The organism is Klebsiella sp. KE9456, assembly GCF_043832615.1.
In the GTDB taxonomy this organism is placed as follows: domain Bacteria; phylum Pseudomonadota; class Gammaproteobacteria; order Enterobacterales; family Enterobacteriaceae; genus Klebsiella; species Klebsiella indica.
On the sequence record NZ_JBDYQK010000014.1, the window covers coordinates 103,203 to 119,886 of the forward strand.

Genomic DNA, 16,684 nt, shown 5'->3' on the forward strand with positions numbered 1-16,684 from the left:
GAAAACCTGCCGCTGCGCGGTCCGCTCCACTCCGGCTTCATCTGGCGGACCGGGCGGGACTCGACGTCCCTGTCTCGACCCGCCCTCTGGCCGCCGTCCTGGCGGCCAGTCCTGGATGCGCGCCTGCGTTCCCGCCAGGTTTCCTTGATGCGCCCACCCCCCTGCTGTGAGCCTGGGCTGAAACGGTTACTCCCCTGCGGCTGTGGGTTAAAATCTCCTGAGTTTTGCAACCGAATCGGGATTTCGCTTAAACCACCGAAAAAGCGACTCCTGTTACCTGGATTAAGACTCACGCCATACCCCGGCACAATAGCGGCAAATTACACGCAATCCCACTACTGAGTAAACTGGCGAAACAGCGCTTTGCCTTTTAGCAGACGCAATCCCAGCCAGCCGCCGCACAACGACAGCAGTATCGCCCCGCAGAGCGGCAGCATCACCCACAACCGCCAGTCGGGAGACCACGGAAAATCAAAAATTTTGCTTTGCAATAACGCCAGCGCCACTTCTGCGCCAATCGCCGCGACCACGCCGGAAACCACGCCCAGCAGGGCGAACTCTGCCCACAGCGTGGTGCGTAGCAAAGACTTACCGGCCCCCAGCGTACGCCAGACCACCAGTTCCTGATGACGCTGGCGCATCCCGACCTGCACCTGGGCCAGCAACAGCAAAATGCCGCAGGCGGTCACCAGCACAACCATCACCTCCAGGGCGCGGCTTACCTGGGTCAGCACCTGGCCAATCTGCTGCAAAATCGCGCCGATATCCAGCAGGCTGACGGTCGGAAACGAGCGGTTGAGCTGCGTCAGCATCCCGTTACCGTTATCCCAACGGAAGCTGGTTAACCAGCTTTGCGGCTGCCCGTCGAGCGCTCCTGGCGGGAAAATAAAGAAGAAGTTGGGGCGCAGGCTCTCCCAGTCCACTTTGCGCACGCTGGTCACATTCGCGCTAAAATTCTGGGTATCCCCGGTAAAGGTCAGATTATCGCCGGGCTTCACCCCCAGCCGCTGCGCCAGCCCCTCTTCAATCGAGACCTCGCCCGCTTTCGGCGGCCAGCTTCCGGCAACCAGCGGATTATGATCCGGGCGCTCTCGGCTCCAGGTAAGGTTTAACTCCCGGTTCAGCGCTTCGTCTTTATTGCCCTCCGTATCCTGACCATTAATTTGCGTCAGACGGGCGCGAACGACCGGATAAAACTCAGTCGCCCGAGCCTGATGTTCGGCGAGGAAAGTTTTCACCTGCCCCACCTGTTCCGGCGCGATATTGATCAGGAAGTAATTGGGGCTTTCCGGCGGCAATTGCTGCTGCCAGCGGTCGAGCAGATCGCCGCGCAGCACCAGCAGCAGAGCCAGCAGCATAAAAGACAGCGAGAAAGCCGCCAGTTGGCTTAACGTCGACCACGGCTGGCGCAACAGACGATTCACCGCCAGACGCAGCGGCAGCGCGTTTAGCGTCACGCGTTTCAGTAACCACAGGACGCCCCACCCCGCCAGACCGCACAGCAGCGCCAGCACCACAGCGCCCGCCAGTACCGCCCACAATAAGGGACTGCCGCCCATCAGCAGCGCCAGTAGCCCAACGACTACCACGCACACCAGCGGAATATAGAACTTCAGCGGCCAGACATCGGCGACGACATCCTGGCGCAGCACCCGCAGCGGCAGCGTCGCCAGCAGAAGTCGATAAGGGCGCAACCCGACCAGCAGAGAAATCACCACCATCGCGCCAATCGCCCACAACCACGGCCAGCCGCTCGCCGCCGGAAGCGCCGTCGGCAGCACTGGCTTAAGCATCACCAGCAGAATATTTTCCAGCCCGACGCCCATCGCTCCGCCAGCCACCGCCGCCAGCGCCAGCAGCATCAGCCACTGGCCGGCAATCAGCTTACCCAACTGCGCCCGCCCGGCGCCGAGAGTTTTAAGGATCGCCACCCGATCGTAGCGACTGCGGCAGTAATGGCTCATCGCCACCGCTACCGCGGCCACCGCCAGTAGCAGGGTTAACAGCGCCGAAAGCAGCAAAAACTGCTGTGAGCGTTGCAGCGATTTGCCTAACGCGCTGTCGTCCTGCTGCAGGCCGATCCAGCGATGTTCCGGCCCCAGTTTCGGCAACAACCACTTTTCATAGTCCGCCAGTTGCTGCGCGGTTCCGGCATACTTATAGCGCCAGGAGACGCGGCTACCAGGCTGCACCGCGCCGGTTTTCGCCACATCCGCGGTGTTCATCATCAGCCGCGGCGCCATCCGGAAGGGGTTAAATCCGGCATCCGGCTCCTGAATCACCTCCCCGGCAATGCGCAGCGTAGCGTCGCCAACATCAAGGGTATCGCCGGTTTTCAGATTCAGCAACGCCATCAGGCGCGGGGCCAGCAGCACGGTTCCGGCCCGCGGTTTCAAGCCAGGCGGCTGGGTTTGCAACTGACCATACAGCGGATAGGCGTCGTCAACCGCCTTAACCTCTGCCAGTTGCGGCGTATCGCCGGAAAAGGTCATGGTCGCGAAATTCAGCTGTTGATCCACGGTTAAACCAAGGCGACGGGCTTCGTCAATCCATGCCCCAGGGACTTCGCGCGAACTGCGCAGGGTACGGTCTCCGGCCATAAATTCCCGACTCTGCTGGCTGAGCCCTTTCTCCATACGATCGCTTATCGATCCCAGTGCCAGCACGCAGGCCACCGCCAGACTCAGCGCCAGCCAGACAATCAGCAGCGACGGCGAGCGCCATTCGCGCCAGAACCAGCGGACAATCATGCTTCCTCCCGCAGTTGACCATCCACCAGCCGCAGCCGTCGGTCACAGCGCGCCGCCAGCAGTGGATCGTGGGTCACCAGAATCAGCGTGGTCCCGTGTTCGCGATTGAGCGAAAACAGCAGATCGGCGATTTTATCCCCGGTCTGCCGATCCAGATTACCGGTTGGTTCGTCGGCAAACAGCAGCGCCGGACGACCGTTAAACGCCCGTGCCAACGCAACCCGCTGCTGTTCGCCGCCGGAAAGCTGCACAGGTAAGTGATTCAGGCGTTTTCCCAACCCTAATTGCTCCAGCAATGCCCTGGCGCTGCTGCGGCTGAGTCTATCGCTCTCGCCGCGCAGCAGGGCCGGAAGTTCAACATTTTCCAGCGCATTGAGAGTCGGTATCAGCATAAAAGATTGAAACACAAAGCCAACGTGCTTAGCGCGCAGCTTCGCCCGCGCCTCTTCGTCCATCTGATGCAACGGCTGCCCGAGCAGCGAGACTTCACCGCTACTGCCATCGTCCAGCCCGGCGAGGATCGCCAGCAGCGTCGATTTACCGGAACCTGACTCGCCAATCAGCGCGATGGTCTGCCCTTGTTTGACAACCAGCTCAACTCCGGTAAGGATGGAAAGCAGATGCTCACCCTGACCGACGGACTTCTTAAGATGATGAACTTCAAGTATGTTTTCCGCTGGCATTTGCCTTTCCTGTTTCTGGTCCTGTTTACCTGCCGCGCGATGGCGGCCGATACGCTGTTGGTTCTCGGCGACAGTCTGAGCGCCGGTTATCGCATGGCGGGCAATACCGCCTGGCCTGCGCTGCTTAATGATAAGTGGCAGACCAAAACGTCGGTGATTAACGCCAGCATCAGCGGCGATACGTCGCAGCAGGGGCTGGCAAGGCTTCCGGGGCTACTTAAGCAGCATCAGCCGCGCTGGGTGCTGGTCGAGCTGGGCGGTAACGACGGGCTGCGCGGTTTCCCGCCGCAGCAGACGGAACAGACTCTGCGTACCATTATCCAGAATATCAAAGCGGCAAACGCTCAGCCGCTGCTGATGCAAATTCGCCTGCCCGCCAACTACGGCCGCCGTTATAATGAAGCCTTTAGCGCAATCTATCCGGCGCTGGCCAAAGAGTTCGATATTCCTCTGCTGCCCTTTTTTATGGAAGAGGTTTATCTGAAGCCCCAGTGGATGCAGGACGATGGCATTCACCCTAATCGCGACGCCCAGCCATTTATCGCCGACTGGATGGCGGCGCGTCTGGCTCCTTTAGTTAATCATGACTCCTGATAGCCGGGGGTCGTTTACAGGTAAAGTTATGCAAAAATCGGTTTTAGTTACAGGATGTTCCAGCGGAATAGGTCTTGAAAGCGCCCTTGATTTAAAACGCCAGGGCTTTAATGTGCTGGCAGCCTGCCGCAAAGCAGATGACGTTGCGCGAATGCAGGAGCTTGGCCTGACCGGCGTTTTGCTGGACCTTGACGATCCGCGCAGCGTTGAACGCGCCGCCGAGGAGGTTATCGCCCTGACCGACAATCGCCTGTACGGCCTGTTTAACAACGCGGGCTACGGCGTCTACGGCCCGCTGCCAACCATCAGCCGCCAGCAGATGGAACAGCAGTTTTCCGCCAATTTTTTCGGCGCGCATCAGCTAACGATGCGGCTGCTTCCGGCGATGGCGCCGCACGGTGAGGGGCGGATTGTAATGACGTCATCCGTGATGGGAATCATCTCCAGCCCGGGTCGCGGCGCCTATGCCGCCAGTAAATATGCGCTGGAAGCCTGGTCCGACGCGCTGCGCATGGAACTGCGCCACAGCGGAATTAAAGTCAGCCTGATTGAACCTGGGCCCATCCACACCCGTTTTACCAACAACGTCAACCAGACGCAGGCCGATAAGCCGGTGGAAAATCCCGGTATTGCCGCCCGCTTTACCCTCGGACCGGAAGCGGTGGTGGAAAAAGTGCGCCATGCATTTACCAGTGATAAGCCGAAACTGCGCTATCCGGTAACCCTGGTGACCCACGCGGTCATCCTGCTTAAACGCCTGTTGCCGACTCGCGTGATGGACAAAATTATTCAGGGATGAGTTGAAGCGCCGACCACAGCCCCCATATATTCATAAATACTGACTAAAGAGATTCGTTCATGTCCGCACAGAATATCGTCACTATTACCGAAGCCAACCTGCACCAGACACTGCAGCAGTCGGCCTCCGCACCGGTACTGTTCTATTTCTGGTCCGCGCGTAGCCAGCATTGCGAGAAGCTGACCCCGGTGCTGGAAAGCCTGGCCGCGCAGTACAACGGTCTGTTTACCCTGGCGAAGGTTGACTGCGATGCCGAGCAAATGCTGGCCTCGCAGTTTGGCCTGCGTGCGATTCCTACTGTTTACCTGTTCCAGAACGGCCAGCCGGTGGACGGATTCGAAGGCCCGCAGCCCGAAGACGCGGTCCGCGCGCTGTTGGATAAATACCTGCCGCGTGAAGAGGAACTGAAAGCACAGCAGGCGCAGGCGCTGATGGCGGAAGAGAAATACACCGAAGCGCTGCCGCTGCTGAAAGAAGCCTGGCAATTGTCGAATCAGGAGAGCCAGATTGGCCTTCTGCTGGCGGAAACGCTGATTGCTCTGCAGCGTTCCGATGAAGCGGAAACGGTGTTGAAAACCGTACCATTACAGGATCAGGATACTCATTATCAGGGGCTGGTGGCGCAAATTGAACTGCTCAGGAAAGCAGCCGATACGCCGGAAATTCAGCAGTTGCAGCAGCAGGTGGAGCTGAATCCGGAAGACACAATGCTGGCTTCCCAACTGGCATTGCAACTGCATCAGGTCGGGCGCAACGAAGAAGCGCTGGCGCTGCTGTTCAGCCACCTGCAAAAAGATTTAGGCGCGGGAAACGGCGAGGTGCGCAAGATGCTCCAGGAGATCCTCTCCGCGCTCGGCACCGGCGACGCGCTGGCGGCGAAGTACCGCCGCCAACTCTATTCCCTGCTGTACTGATCGCGAAAAACGCCGGTTGCGCGCCTTCACCCCAGTCCTCTCCCCTGAAGGGAGAGGAAGAGCTTATAGCCAGGGTAACGCTTACTCGCGTTTTTTCAATGACGTCACAATCAGTTGATGACGCGCATTAAAGAACTTCCGGTAGGTCAGATACCCGGCGATAATCGTCGACAGGCTGGCGGTGGATAAAAGCATAAAGGTCACCATAATCTGATATTTTATCGCCTTCACCGGATCAATTCCGGCAAAAATCAGCCCCGACATCATCCCCGGTAAGCTCACCAGACCAACCGTTTTCGCGGAATCAACCGTCGGAATCAACGCTGCCCGAATGCTATCCCGAATCAGCCTTGCGGAGGCCATTTTCGGCGTCGCGCCCAGACTTAACTTCTCCTGAATCTGCTGCTGCTCACTGCTGAAACGCTGCCCCATATTGTTGTAGCACAACCCCACCGCCACCATCGCGTTTCCGGCCACCATCCCGGCAATCGGGATCACCTGCATGGGCACAAAAGCAATCGACCCGGAAATAACCAGCACCGCCAGCGTTAGCCCAGCGCCAGTGGTTATTGCGATAAACGACGAGATAAACGCTTTATCGATATATTTACTACGCTTTTTCGCATTCCACGCGGCGTTAAAACAGATAAACAGTACCATCAACAACGTCAGCACCGCGTGATTTACATTAAAGATATATTTCAAAACGTAGCCGACAATAAGCAACTGCAAAATCGCCCGGCAAATACTCCAGATAATATCTTTTTCCAGCGCCAGTTTTTCCCGGTAGCTCACCACAATCGCCACCAGCACCAGTACCATGGATAACGCCAGCGATCCGTTGGTAATATTATGCCCGTTCATTTTTAACCTCGCGCGCGTTCCCGCCAGCAGGCTGTAGCGTCATCACATCATCCGCATGAGCTATCTCATTTTGATCGTGGGTCACCCACAGTACGGCAATATTTTTCTCGCTCGCGTAGCGATGAATAATCTCATTCACATTGTTTTTGTTATTTTCATCCAGTGCGCTGGTTATTTCATCAAGCAGCAGCACCTGCGGTAAAAATTGCAGATTGCGAATCAACGACACGCGCTGCTTTTCCCCGCCCGAAAGTTCAGCGATCGGTTTTTCCAGCAGATTTTCCGCCAGACCAAAGCGCTGTAGATCGGCCACCAGCGCTTTCGGGTCCGGCTGTTTATGACGGATTTGCCACGGAAAGATCAGATTGTCATACACCGAATCGCCGAACAGCGCCGGCGTTTGCGCACAGTAGGAAACCTGCTGGCGATAGGCTTCCGGCGATAGCGTGGTAATGTCTTTACCGGCGAAAAAAATCTTCCCGGAGGTGGGACTAAGCAGTGAAGCGATAACTTTTAATAAGGTGCTTTTCCCACAACCCGATGGCCCGGTAATCAATTTAAATTCCCCTGCCCTGAGCTGAAAATTGATCCCCGTGAAGATAACGGCATCGTCAGCCTGAAACCCCACATCCTCCAGCCGCAAAATAGCGTCACTTTCCGTCATTATTGTTCCTGTTTTTTTCCACAACGGTGCCAGTTTACTCCAGTTTCCTTTCACCGGGATGCGCAGAAAGATATACTCTGATGAGACACATGTCATTCTTTCGGCGCACTTACAGGCAACAAGACAGGAGGTTTTTGATGCTGATTGTTATCCCTATTCTTATTTTTGTTGCGTTAGTTATCGTTGGCGCGGCGGTGAAAATCGTCCCTCAGGGCTACCAGTGGACGGTTGAACGCTTCGGTCGCTATACGCAAACCCTCCAGCCCGGCATGAGCCTGGTGGTGCCGTTTATGGACCGCGTCGGACGCAAAATTAATATGATGGAGCAGGTGCTCGACATTCCTTCCCAGGAAGTGATCTCAAAAGATAACGCCAACGTGGCTATTGATGCCGTTTGTTTTATTCAGGTCATTGACGCGCCGAAAGCGGCGTATGAAGTCAGTAACCTTGAGCTGGCGATCATCAATCTGACGATGACCAACATCCGTACGGTTCTCGGGTCAATGGAGCTCGACGAAATGCTCTCTCAGCGCGACAGTATCAATACCCGCCTGCTACATATCGTCGATGAAGCCACCAATCCGTGGGGCATTAAAATCACCCGCATCGAGATTCGCGATGTTCGTCCACCGGCAGAACTCATTGACGCGATGAACGCCCAGATGAAAGCGGAACGAACCAAACGCGCCTATATTCTGGAAGCTGAAGGGATCCGCCAGGCGGAGATTGTCAAAGCTGAGGGGGAAAAACAGTCAAAAATCCTGAAAGCGGAAGGTGAACGCCAGTCCGCATTCCTGCAGGCGGAAGCGCGTGAACGTTCCGCCGAAGCGGAGGCCCGCGCCACCCAGATGGTTTCCGATGCGATAGCCTCCGGAGATATCCAGGCGGTGAACTACTTCGTCGCCCAGAAATACACTGAAGCGTTGCAGCAGATTGGTTCCGCGAATAACAGCAAAGTGGTCATGATGCCGCTTGACGCCAGCAGTCTGATGGGCTCAATCGCCGGGATTACCGAACTGATTAAGGACAGCGCCAGTGAGCGGAAAAAATCATGATTGAGATGATAATCGCCCATCCGCATATTTTCTGGCTCAGCCTCGGCGGGCTGCTGCTGGCGGCGGAAATGCTCGGCGGCAACGGCTATTTGCTATGGAGCGGTATCGCCGGGGTGATTACCGGCGTGTTGACCTGGATGCTGCCGTTTAGCTGGGAGTGGCAGGGCACGCTGTTCGCCGTGCTGACACTCCTGGCGGCCTGGCTGTGGTCACGCTGGTTGCGTAACCGTGTAAAACGCCAGAAACCGGCAGATGCGCAGCTCAATCAGCGTGGCCAACAGATGCTGGGGCGTCGCTTTACGCTGGAAAGCGCGCTGGTCAACGGTCGTGGGCATGTGCGCGTCGGCGACAGCTCATGGCCAGTCATTGCCGATGACGATCTCATGGCCGGCAGTAAAGTCGAAGTTGTCGCCGTCGAAGGAATTACGTTGCGGGTCAGAGAAATTCCCGTCAAACGCTAAACTTTTACCTTGCGATGACAGCAGCCGGAGAGATTATCGATTATCGGGCAATCCGCGCCGTCATCGCCGGGACAGGCATCCGCCAGCGCCAGTAGCTGAGCGCGCATACCTTGCAACTCGCTGATATGACGTTCAATTTCCGCCACTTTCTCCAGCGTCCGCCGCTTAACGTCGGCGCTGTGCCGCGAGGGATCGTTAAACAGAAATATCAGCTCGCGACACTCTTCCAGGGTAAACCCCACCTGACGCGCCTGCCGTAACAAAGTCAGTTCATCCAGATGCCGCTGGCTGTAGCTACGGTAACCATTTTCACTCCGTCGTGGCGGCGTCACCAGCCCTTTCTCTTCGTAAAAACGAATCGCTTTACTGGTCAGGCCGGTTTTTTTGGCTACATCGCTAATATTCATTTTTCCTCCTTGACCTTCCCCTTGCTGGAAGGTTTAACCTTGATAATACTCGATGAAAGAGTGGATCTGGTCAATCATTAACCGGAAAATTATTCAGGAGTTATTTATGTCTAACACTATCGACCTGGCGCTTGATGGCCTCTCCTGCGGCCACTGCGTCAAACGCGTAAAAGAAAGCCTGGAGCAACGCCCTGACGTTGAGCAGGCAGAGGTAACCATTACCGAAGCCCATGTCACGGGCAGCGCCAGCGCGGAAGCGCTGATTGATACCATTAAACAGGCTGGATACGGCGCGGCACTCAGCCACCCAAAGGCTAAACCGCTGGCAGAATCATCAACCCCGCCGGAAGCGCTGACAGCGGCCGCCCCTGAGCTTCCGGCAGCCCATGCCGAGGATGACAGTCAACAATTGTTAATCAACGGCATGAGTTGCGCCAGCTGTGTCTCCCGGGTACAAAACGCGCTTGCCGCGGTTCCGGGCGTCTCGCAGGCGCGGGTCAACCTGGCGGAACGCACTGCGCTGGTGATGGGCAGCGCGTCCGCCGCAGAATTAGTCCAGGCGGTGGAAAAAGCGGGCTATGGCGCCGAGGCCATCGAAGATGATCTCAAGCGCCGGGAACGTCAGCAGGAAACCGCCGTCGCCACCATGAAACGCTTCCGCTGGCAGGCCATCGTCGCTCTGCTGGTCGGTATCCCGGTGATGGGCTGGGGGATGATCGGCGACAATATGATGGTCAGCGACGCCAACCGTTCACTATGGCTGGTTATCGGCCTTATCACGCTGGCGGTAATGGTGTTTGCTGGCGGCCATTTCTACCGCAGCGCCTGGAAAAGCCTGAAAAACGGCGCCGCGACGATGGATACCCTCGTGGCGCTGGGCACCGGAGTCGCCTGGCTCTACTCAATAAGCGTCAACCTGTGGCCACAGTGGTTCCCGATGGAAGCCCGCCACCTCTATTATGAAGCCAGCGCGATGATTATCGGCCTGATCAACCTCGGCCATATGCTGGAAGCTCGCGCGCGTCAGCGTTCTTCCAAAGCGCTGGAAAAACTCCTCGATTTAACGCCGCCGTCAGCACGGGTCGTCACTGACAACGGTGAAAAAGATCTGCCATTGGCGGAAGTGCAGTCAGGGATGACGCTACGCCTGACCACCGGCGATCGTGTCCCGGTTGACGGCGTGATAAGCCAGGGCGAAGCCTGGTTTGATGAAGCGATGCTCACCGGCGAACCGGTGCCACAGCAAAAAGGCGATGGCGACACCATTCATGCCGGGACCGTGGTGCAGGACGGCAGCGTGCTGTTTACCGCCGGCGCCGTCGGCAGCCAGACCACCCTGGCGCGGATTATCCGCATGGTGCGCCAGGCGCAAAGCAGTAAGCCGGAAATTGGCCAACTGGCAGACAGAATCTCCGCCGTGTTCGTCCCGGCGGTGGTGGCGATTGCCCTGTTCAGCGCCGCTATCTGGTACTTTTTCGGCCCGGCACCGCAAATCGTTTATACCCTGGTAATCGCCACCACGGTACTGATTATCGCCTGCCCTTGTGCGCTGGGGCTGGCGACGCCAATGTCAATTATCTCCGGCGTCGGTCGCGCGGCGGAATATGGCGTACTGGTTCGCGATGCCGATGCGCTGCAACGTGCCAGTACCCTGGATACGTTAGTTTTTGATAAAACCGGTACGCTGACCGAAGGTAAACCCCAGGTGGTGGCGATAAAAACGTTCACCGCTATCGATGAAACCACCGCGCTGCGTCTGGCCGCGTCTCTGGAACAAGGCTCCAGCCACCCGCTGGCGCGGGCAATCCTCGATAAAGCCGCGGACGATCGACTGCCGACGGTGAATAACTTCCGCACGCTGCGCGGGCTGGGCGTCAGCGGCGAAACCGAAGGTCACAACCTGCTGCTCGGCAACCAGGCACTGCTTAATGAGTACAACGTGGCGAGCGCGGAACTAGAAAGCGAAATGACCGCCCAGGCTTCACAGGGCGCGACGCCGGTACTGCTGGCGATAGATGGTCAGGCGGCGGCGCTGTTCGCCATTCGCGATCCGCTACGGGAAGATAGCGTGGCGGCGTTAGCCAGACTGCATCGTCAGGGCTACCGCCTGGTTATGTTGACCGGGGATAACCCAACCACCGCCAACGCCATCGCCAAAGAAGCAGGCATCGATGAAGTGATTGCCGGGGTTCTGCCCGACGGTAAAGCCGATGCCATTAAGCGCCTGCAAAGCCAGGGGCATCAGGTAGCGATGGTCGGCGACGGTATCAACGATGCACCCGCGCTGGCTCAGGCCGATGTGGGTATCGCCATGGGCGGCGGGAGCGATGTCGCCATTGAAACCGCGGCTATCACGCTGATGCGCCACAGTCTGAACGGGGTCGCCGATGCGCTGGAAATATCAAAAGCGACGCTGCGTAACATGAAGCAGAATCTGATGGGGGCGTTTGTTTACAACTCTTTGGGTATTCCGATTGCCGCCGGGATCCTCTGGCCGCTGACCGGAACGCTACTTAATCCGGTGGTGGCTGGCGCGGCCATGGCGCTCTCCTCAATTACCGTGGTAAGCAACGCCAACCGACTGCTGCGCTTTAAGCCAAAATCATAGCGCTCAGCAGACAGCGATAACCCAGCTTCCCCGGTCAGCGACTGCGCTGCCGGGGCATCCCGTTCTTCAGCCGCGGTCAATAAGTCCTCTTGCGCCTCCGTTCCCTGCGCGCTAGCATGGTTCCCTTACATTACGGAGCACGTATGGGCCTGTTAAATCGAATAAAAATGCTGTGGCGAACCGTCGCCGGTTCGTCTTATTCCTGGCCCGCGCTGGATATCACCCTTCCCGGCAAGCGCTATCTGCACCTGGTCGGCAGCATTCATATGGGCACCCGCGATATGTCGCCCCCCGTCCGGCTGTTGAAAAAGATCCGCCAGGCCGATGCGCTGATTGTCGAGGCCGATATTACCGGCAATGAGACGCCGTTCAGCAACCTTCCCGCTTATCCACCGCTCGCCGAACGCCTGAGCGAGGCTCAGTTTGCCGAACTGAAAACACGCGCTGAGGAAATGGGCCTGGCCATTACACTGCTCGACAGCCAACCGTTGTGGCAGGTGGCGATGGTATTACAGGCCACTCAGGCGCAAAAACTGGGGCTGAGAGCGCATTACGGTATTGATTATCAGCTGCTGATGGCGGCGCGTGAAAACAATATCAGAGTGATGGAGCTGGAAGGTGCCGATAACCAGATTGCCCTGCTGCGGGATCTGCCCGATGGCGGGCTGGCGCTGCTGGAGGATACCCTGACCCACTGGCGTACCAATGCCCGGCTGCTGCAGGTGATGATCGGCTGGTGGCTGGAACAACCGCCGTCAAACAATGCAACCGCGCTACCAACAACGTTTAGCCAATCGCTGTATGACGTCCTTATGCACCAGCGTAATCTGGCCTGGCGAGAAACGTTGCTGGCGCTGCCGCCGGGACGCTACGTGGTTGCCGTCGGCGCGCTGCATTTGTACGGTGAAGGGAATCTGCCGGATATGTTGACGTAAAAAAATGGCCAATATTTCTATTGGCCCGTCAAAGAGGAATTTCATCATTATTATTATCCCGGGGTTCGCACCCCGGATCGTCCGATTGTCGCTCAAAGTGACCATCACTGCCAACACTATTGCGCAAGATGATACTATTTTTTCGACCGCCGTCGGGCGTATGCTTATGCCACGTTAAATCGGTTGGTAAGAAGGATAACGATGACTCCCGCCGTAAAATTACTCGAAAAAAACAAAATCGCTTTTAACATCCACAGTTACGATCACGATCCAAACGAAACCAATTTTGGCGATGAGGTGGTACGTAAGCTGGGACTGAACGCCGATCAGGTCTATAAGACCTTGCTGGTAGCCGTCAACGGGGATATGAAACATCTGGCCGTCGCGGTCACCCCGGTGGCTGGCCAGTTAGATTTGAAAAAGGTGGCAAAAGCCCTGGGCGCCAAGAAAGTGGATATGGCAGACCCGATGGTGGCGCAGCGCGTCACCGGCTATCTGGTGGGCGGTATCAGCCCCCTCGGGCAGAAAAAGCGCCTGCCGACGGTCATTGACGCGCCTGCTCAGGAGTTTGCCACCATTTATATTTCCGGCGGCAAACGCGGGCTGGATATTGAACTGGCAGCCAGCGATCTGGCGAAGATCCTTGAGGCAAAATTCGCCGATATCGCACGGCGCGATTAGTCACTGTTTATCCGGCTCACTATCGGCAGAAAATCCCCGGAAATAGAGTATGGGCCCCTGTTCCCCCTTTCTGGAAGGGGGCTGGGGTGAGACATCGTTCCCGGATATCGTTCCCGGACATCCAGTTTCCCCGGTCAGCGCTGCGCCGCCGGGGAATTCCGCAAACATTACTGCCAGCTAACCTCGCCTTTCGGCTCATAGGCCGCCGCATCCAGCGGCGAGTTTTTCTGGATATACTCTTTTAACACCTCAGCATCAATGAAGCCGGTATTCACATAGCCGGGTTTGCTATCGATATGCGGATAACCATCGCCGCCAGTGGCGTTAAAACTCAGCGTCGCCATACGATAAGTTTTTTCCGGATCCACCGGTTCACCTTTAATTTTCAGATCGTCAAGTTTGCCGTTTTTGGCAACAAAACTAACGTTGGAAAACTGCGGATAGGCGCCGGAATCCGGCTTCATCTGCGCCACTGCGGTCAGATACTCCGTCACTTCCTTGCCGCTCATATCGACATACACCAGCACGTTACCGAAAGGTTGCACCTTCAGCACGTCTTTATAGGTAATATCACCCGCGTCAATCGAATCCCGCACCCCGCCGCCGCTCATGACCGCGAAATCGGCGTTACTACGCGCCATTTGCGCCGCCAGCAGCAGGCGCCCCATATTGGTTTGCACAAAGCGCACTTTACTCCGATCGCCTTCCAGATGCCCGTTCACACTACCGATTTTCACCTGTAGCTGCGCTTTGCCTTTGTTCTGGAAGGGCGTCAGCAGGGAAAGCATCCGTGGGTTTTCAGCGATTTGCGGAGTATAGAGGACGCGCTCGCTCTCGCCGTTGTCGTAGGTGATCTTTTTCTTCAGGTTGACCGGGATCAGTTGATAGTGCACCAGCTTCATTTCGCCATTGCGGAATTCAAAATCAGCGCGGCCAACATATTTCCCCCACTCATGGGCCTGCACGATCCAGATACCATTTTGCTTGTCTGGCGCGCACGGGCTACCCGGCACATAGTCCACCTGCTTCTTATTCTCAGACGCCATACATACCGGATCCTGAGAATGACCGCCAACAATCATCGCCAGCGAACCTGTCGGCAGACTACGCGCCATCTCAACGTCACCGGGCGCATTTGAACCGTGCTCGCCGTTGTCATAATGGCCCATATGCGTCGCCGCCAGAATGACATCCGGTTTTTCGTTCTGCTGCAGCTCCTGAATGACTAATCTGGCTTCTTCCGCTGGTTTACGAAATTCGATATCCGTAAAATACTCAGGATTACCAATTTTAGCCGTATCGTCCGTGGTCAGGCCGATGACCGCAATATTCAGCCCGCCGCGTTTAAACAGCACCCACGGCTTAAACAAGCGTTCGCCGGTGCTTTTCTGGTAAATATTGGCGGAGATAAACGGAAACTTCGCCCATTTCTCCTGCTGACGCAGTACGCTAAGCGGATTGTCAAACTCGTGATTGCCTACCGCCATCGCATCGTAGCCAATCAGGTTCATCCCGCGAAAATCAGGCTCAGCATCCTGTAAATCGGACTCCGGCACCCCGGTATTAATATCGCCGCCGGATAACAGCAGCACGCTGCCGCCCTCTGCGGCGACCTCTTTACGGATACTGTCCACCAGCGTTTTTTGCGCCGACAGGCCATATTCGCCGTAATCGCTGCGCCAGAAGTGGCCATGATGATCGTTAGTATGCAGGATGGTAATTTTGTAGGTTTTATCCTGCTCATAGGCCTGCGCTGACAGGCTCCCCAGCGATAATGCAGTAACTAGCGCCAGCGCGACGCCCTGCTTCATAAAGTGCATATTTCTCTCCCTGACTTAGTAACAAATGCCGAAAGTATAGCGAGTTAGCCGATTAGACAAATATGTTTTCAGAATTGCGACTTCCTTCAAACCTCAGAGGCAGGTATGTTAGGCAGATAATAATTCCACCTGCATCCTCTATAAAAAACCGTTAAGTGAACCTATGGCCATGAATCAGACCGCACAACCCTTACCCGGCCCTGCCACTGCGCCGCAAAAAGCACGTACTTCGTTTGGCATTCTCAGCGCAATCAGCCTCTCTCATTTGCTAAACGATATGATCCAGTCGTTAATTTTGGCGATCTACCCGCTGCTGCAGGCAGAGTTTTCCTTAACCTTCGTGCAGATCGGGATGATCACACTCACCTTTCAGTTGGCCTCGTCGCTCCTGCAACCCGTTGTCGGCTACCTGACCGACAAACATCCGATGCCGTGGTCGCTACCGGTAGGGATGTGTTTTACGCTGAGCGGTCTGGTGCTGCTGGCGATGTCCGGGAGCTTCGGAATGGTTCTGCTGGCCGCTGCACTGGTCGGTACCGGCTCGTCGGTCTTCCATCCTGAATCCTCGCGCGTGGCGCGCATGGCTTCAGGCGGACGCCATGGCCTCGCGCAGTCGATATTCCAGGTTGGCGGAAATTTTGGCAGTTCTTTAGGCCCACTGCTCGCCGCGATTATTATCGCGCCATATGGCAAAGCTAACGTTGGCTGGTTCGTTCTCGCGGCGCTGCTGGCTATCGTGGTGCTGGCGCAAATCAGTCGCTGGTATGCCGCGCAGCATCGTATGAATAAAGGCAAACCAAAGGCGGTGATTGTCAATCCGCTGCCTAAAAACAAAGTAATTCTCGCCGTTTGCGTCCTGCTAATACTTATTTTCTCGAAATATTTCTATCTGGCGAGCATCAGCAGCTATTACACCTTTTATCTGATGCAAAAATTTGGATTATCCGTACAAAATGCCCAGATTCATCTGTTTGCCTTCCTGTTTGCGGTGGCCGCAGGAACGGTGATTGGCGGGCCTGTTGGCGACAAGATTGGCCGTAAATATGTTATTTGGGGCTCTATTCTCGGCGTAGCGCCATTTACCCTTGTTTTACCCTACGCCAGTCTGGAATGGACCGGTATTTTAACGGTGATTATTGGTTTTATCCTCGCGTCGGCCTTTTCCGCTATTCTGGTCTATGCTCAGGAGCTGCTGCCGGGCCGGATTGGCATGGTTTCTGGTCTGTTTTTCGGTTTCGCTTTTGGCATGGGCGGCCTTGGCGCCGCCGTACTGGGGCTTTTAGCTGACCATACGGGTATCGAACTGGTCTATAAAATCTGCGCTTTCCTGCCACTTCTCGGCATCCTGACGATATTTCTCCCTAATAACCATCAAAAGTCATGATTATCCGGCAGCCAAAGTGAAACTTTGGCTGCCACAATCTCTTACTCTACCGGCGTCATCCTGCA

At 56.4% G+C, this 16,684-nt stretch carries 15 protein-coding genes; 9 read left to right on the forward strand and 6 right to left on the reverse strand.

The genetic code is table 11. The features are described from left to right. Positions 1 to 335: 335 nt before the first annotated feature. Entirely contained in the window at positions 336 to 2,750 is a 2,415-nt protein-coding gene (gene ybbP, locus ABK821_RS15650; RefSeq protein ID WP_343178318.1) for a putative ABC transporter permease subunit YbbP, read from the reverse strand. Beyond that, positions 2,747 to 3,433, reverse strand: a complete 687-nt coding sequence (ybbA, locus tag ABK821_RS15655) for a putative ABC transporter ATP-binding protein YbbA (protein WP_138357955.1) — start codon at positions 3,431 to 3,433, stop codon at positions 2,747 to 2,749. Before ybbA ends, ybbP begins: the two co-directional genes overlap by 4 nt. Between ybbA and tesA the strand changes: the two genes are divergently transcribed. Genes tesA through ABK821_RS15670 form a run of 3 tightly spaced genes read left to right on the forward strand, consistent with a single transcriptional unit; the run spans position 3,401 to position 5,740 of the window. Next, positions 3,401 to 4,027 (forward strand): multifunctional acyl-CoA thioesterase I/protease I/lysophospholipase L1, encoded by a 627-nt coding sequence (gene tesA, locus ABK821_RS15660; RefSeq protein WP_138357958.1) that lies wholly within the window; start codon positions 3,401 to 3,403, stop codon positions 4,025 to 4,027. The two genes, ybbA and tesA, sit on opposite strands and share 33 nt — an antisense overlap. Further along, entirely contained in the window at positions 4,017 to 4,826 is an 810-nt protein-coding gene (locus ABK821_RS15665) for an SDR family oxidoreductase (protein ID WP_171034785.1), read from the forward strand. Before tesA ends, ABK821_RS15665 begins: the two co-directional genes overlap by 11 nt. A gap of 59 nt (positions 4,827 to 4,885) precedes the next feature. Beyond that, on the forward strand, positions 4,886 to 5,740 hold the full coding sequence (locus ABK821_RS15670; RefSeq protein ID WP_343178319.1) for a co-chaperone YbbN: 855 nt from the start codon (positions 4,886 to 4,888) through the stop codon (positions 5,738 to 5,740). 81 nt (positions 5,741 to 5,821) lie between these two features. Here ABK821_RS15670 and fetB read toward each other — a convergent pair whose 3' ends face one another. Together fetB and fetA are read right to left on the reverse strand one after the other, a co-directional pair. Beyond that, complete coding sequence (gene fetB / locus ABK821_RS15675) at positions 5,822 to 6,604, reverse strand: iron efflux ABC transporter permease subunit FetB (RefSeq protein WP_308561340.1); 783 nt, start codon at positions 6,602 to 6,604, stop codon at positions 5,822 to 5,824. Next, positions 6,591 to 7,268 carry an iron efflux ABC transporter ATP-binding subunit FetA gene (gene fetA, locus ABK821_RS15680; RefSeq protein ID WP_138357967.1) on the reverse strand — a complete coding sequence of 226 codons (678 nt, stop codon included), beginning with the start codon at positions 7,266 to 7,268 and terminating at the stop codon, positions 6,591 to 6,593. The genes fetB and fetA overlap by 14 nt, the downstream gene beginning before the upstream one ends. Before the next feature lie 137 nt (positions 7,269 to 7,405). Between fetA and ABK821_RS15685 the strand changes: the two genes are divergently transcribed. Continuing rightward, positions 7,406 to 8,323 carry an SPFH domain-containing protein gene (locus ABK821_RS15685; protein WP_138357969.1) on the forward strand — a complete coding sequence of 306 codons (918 nt, stop codon included), beginning with the start codon at positions 7,406 to 7,408 and terminating at the stop codon, positions 8,321 to 8,323. Beyond that, on the forward strand, positions 8,320 to 8,784 hold the full coding sequence (locus tag ABK821_RS15690; protein ID WP_142501741.1) for an NfeD family protein: 465 nt from the start codon (positions 8,320 to 8,322) through the stop codon (positions 8,782 to 8,784). Before ABK821_RS15685 ends, ABK821_RS15690 begins: the two co-directional genes overlap by 4 nt. Here the strand turns inward: ABK821_RS15690 and cueR are convergent. Continuing rightward, a complete protein-coding gene (gene cueR / locus ABK821_RS15695; RefSeq protein WP_138357973.1) occupies positions 8,781 to 9,191 on the reverse strand; it encodes a Cu(I)-responsive transcriptional regulator in 411 nt (136 codons plus the stop codon). The two genes, ABK821_RS15690 and cueR, sit on opposite strands and share 4 nt — an antisense overlap. 106 nt (positions 9,192 to 9,297) lie before the next feature. Between cueR and copA the strand changes: the two genes are divergently transcribed. The 3 genes from copA (at position 9,298) to ybaK (ending at position 13,415) form a co-directional block, all read left to right on the forward strand. After that, positions 9,298 to 11,799, forward strand: a complete 2,502-nt coding sequence (gene copA / locus ABK821_RS15700) for a copper-exporting P-type ATPase CopA (RefSeq protein WP_138357975.1) — start codon at positions 9,298 to 9,300, stop codon at positions 11,797 to 11,799. A 143-nt stretch (positions 11,800 to 11,942) separates the two neighbouring features. Further along, positions 11,943 to 12,734 carry a TraB/GumN family protein gene (locus tag ABK821_RS15705; RefSeq protein WP_343178320.1) on the forward strand — a complete coding sequence of 264 codons (792 nt, stop codon included), beginning with the start codon at positions 11,943 to 11,945 and terminating at the stop codon, positions 12,732 to 12,734. Between the two features lie 201 nt (positions 12,735 to 12,935). Then, a complete protein-coding gene (gene ybaK / locus ABK821_RS15710) occupies positions 12,936 to 13,415 on the forward strand; it encodes a Cys-tRNA(Pro)/Cys-tRNA(Cys) deacylase YbaK (RefSeq protein ID WP_138357979.1) in 480 nt (159 codons plus the stop codon). 167 nt (positions 13,416 to 13,582) lie between these two features. On the opposite strand, the gene ushA is transcribed toward ybaK, so the two are convergent. Then, on the reverse strand, positions 13,583 to 15,235 hold the full coding sequence (ushA, locus tag ABK821_RS15715; RefSeq protein WP_343178321.1) for a bifunctional UDP-sugar hydrolase/5'-nucleotidase UshA: 1,653 nt from the start codon (positions 15,233 to 15,235) through the stop codon (positions 13,583 to 13,585). Positions 15,236 to 15,398: 163 nt separating this feature from the next. Between ushA and ABK821_RS15720 the strand changes: the two genes are divergently transcribed. Beyond that, a complete protein-coding gene (locus ABK821_RS15720) occupies positions 15,399 to 16,619 on the forward strand; it encodes an MFS transporter (RefSeq protein WP_308561336.1) in 1,221 nt (406 codons plus the stop codon). Positions 16,620 to 16,684: the final 65 nt, after the last annotated feature.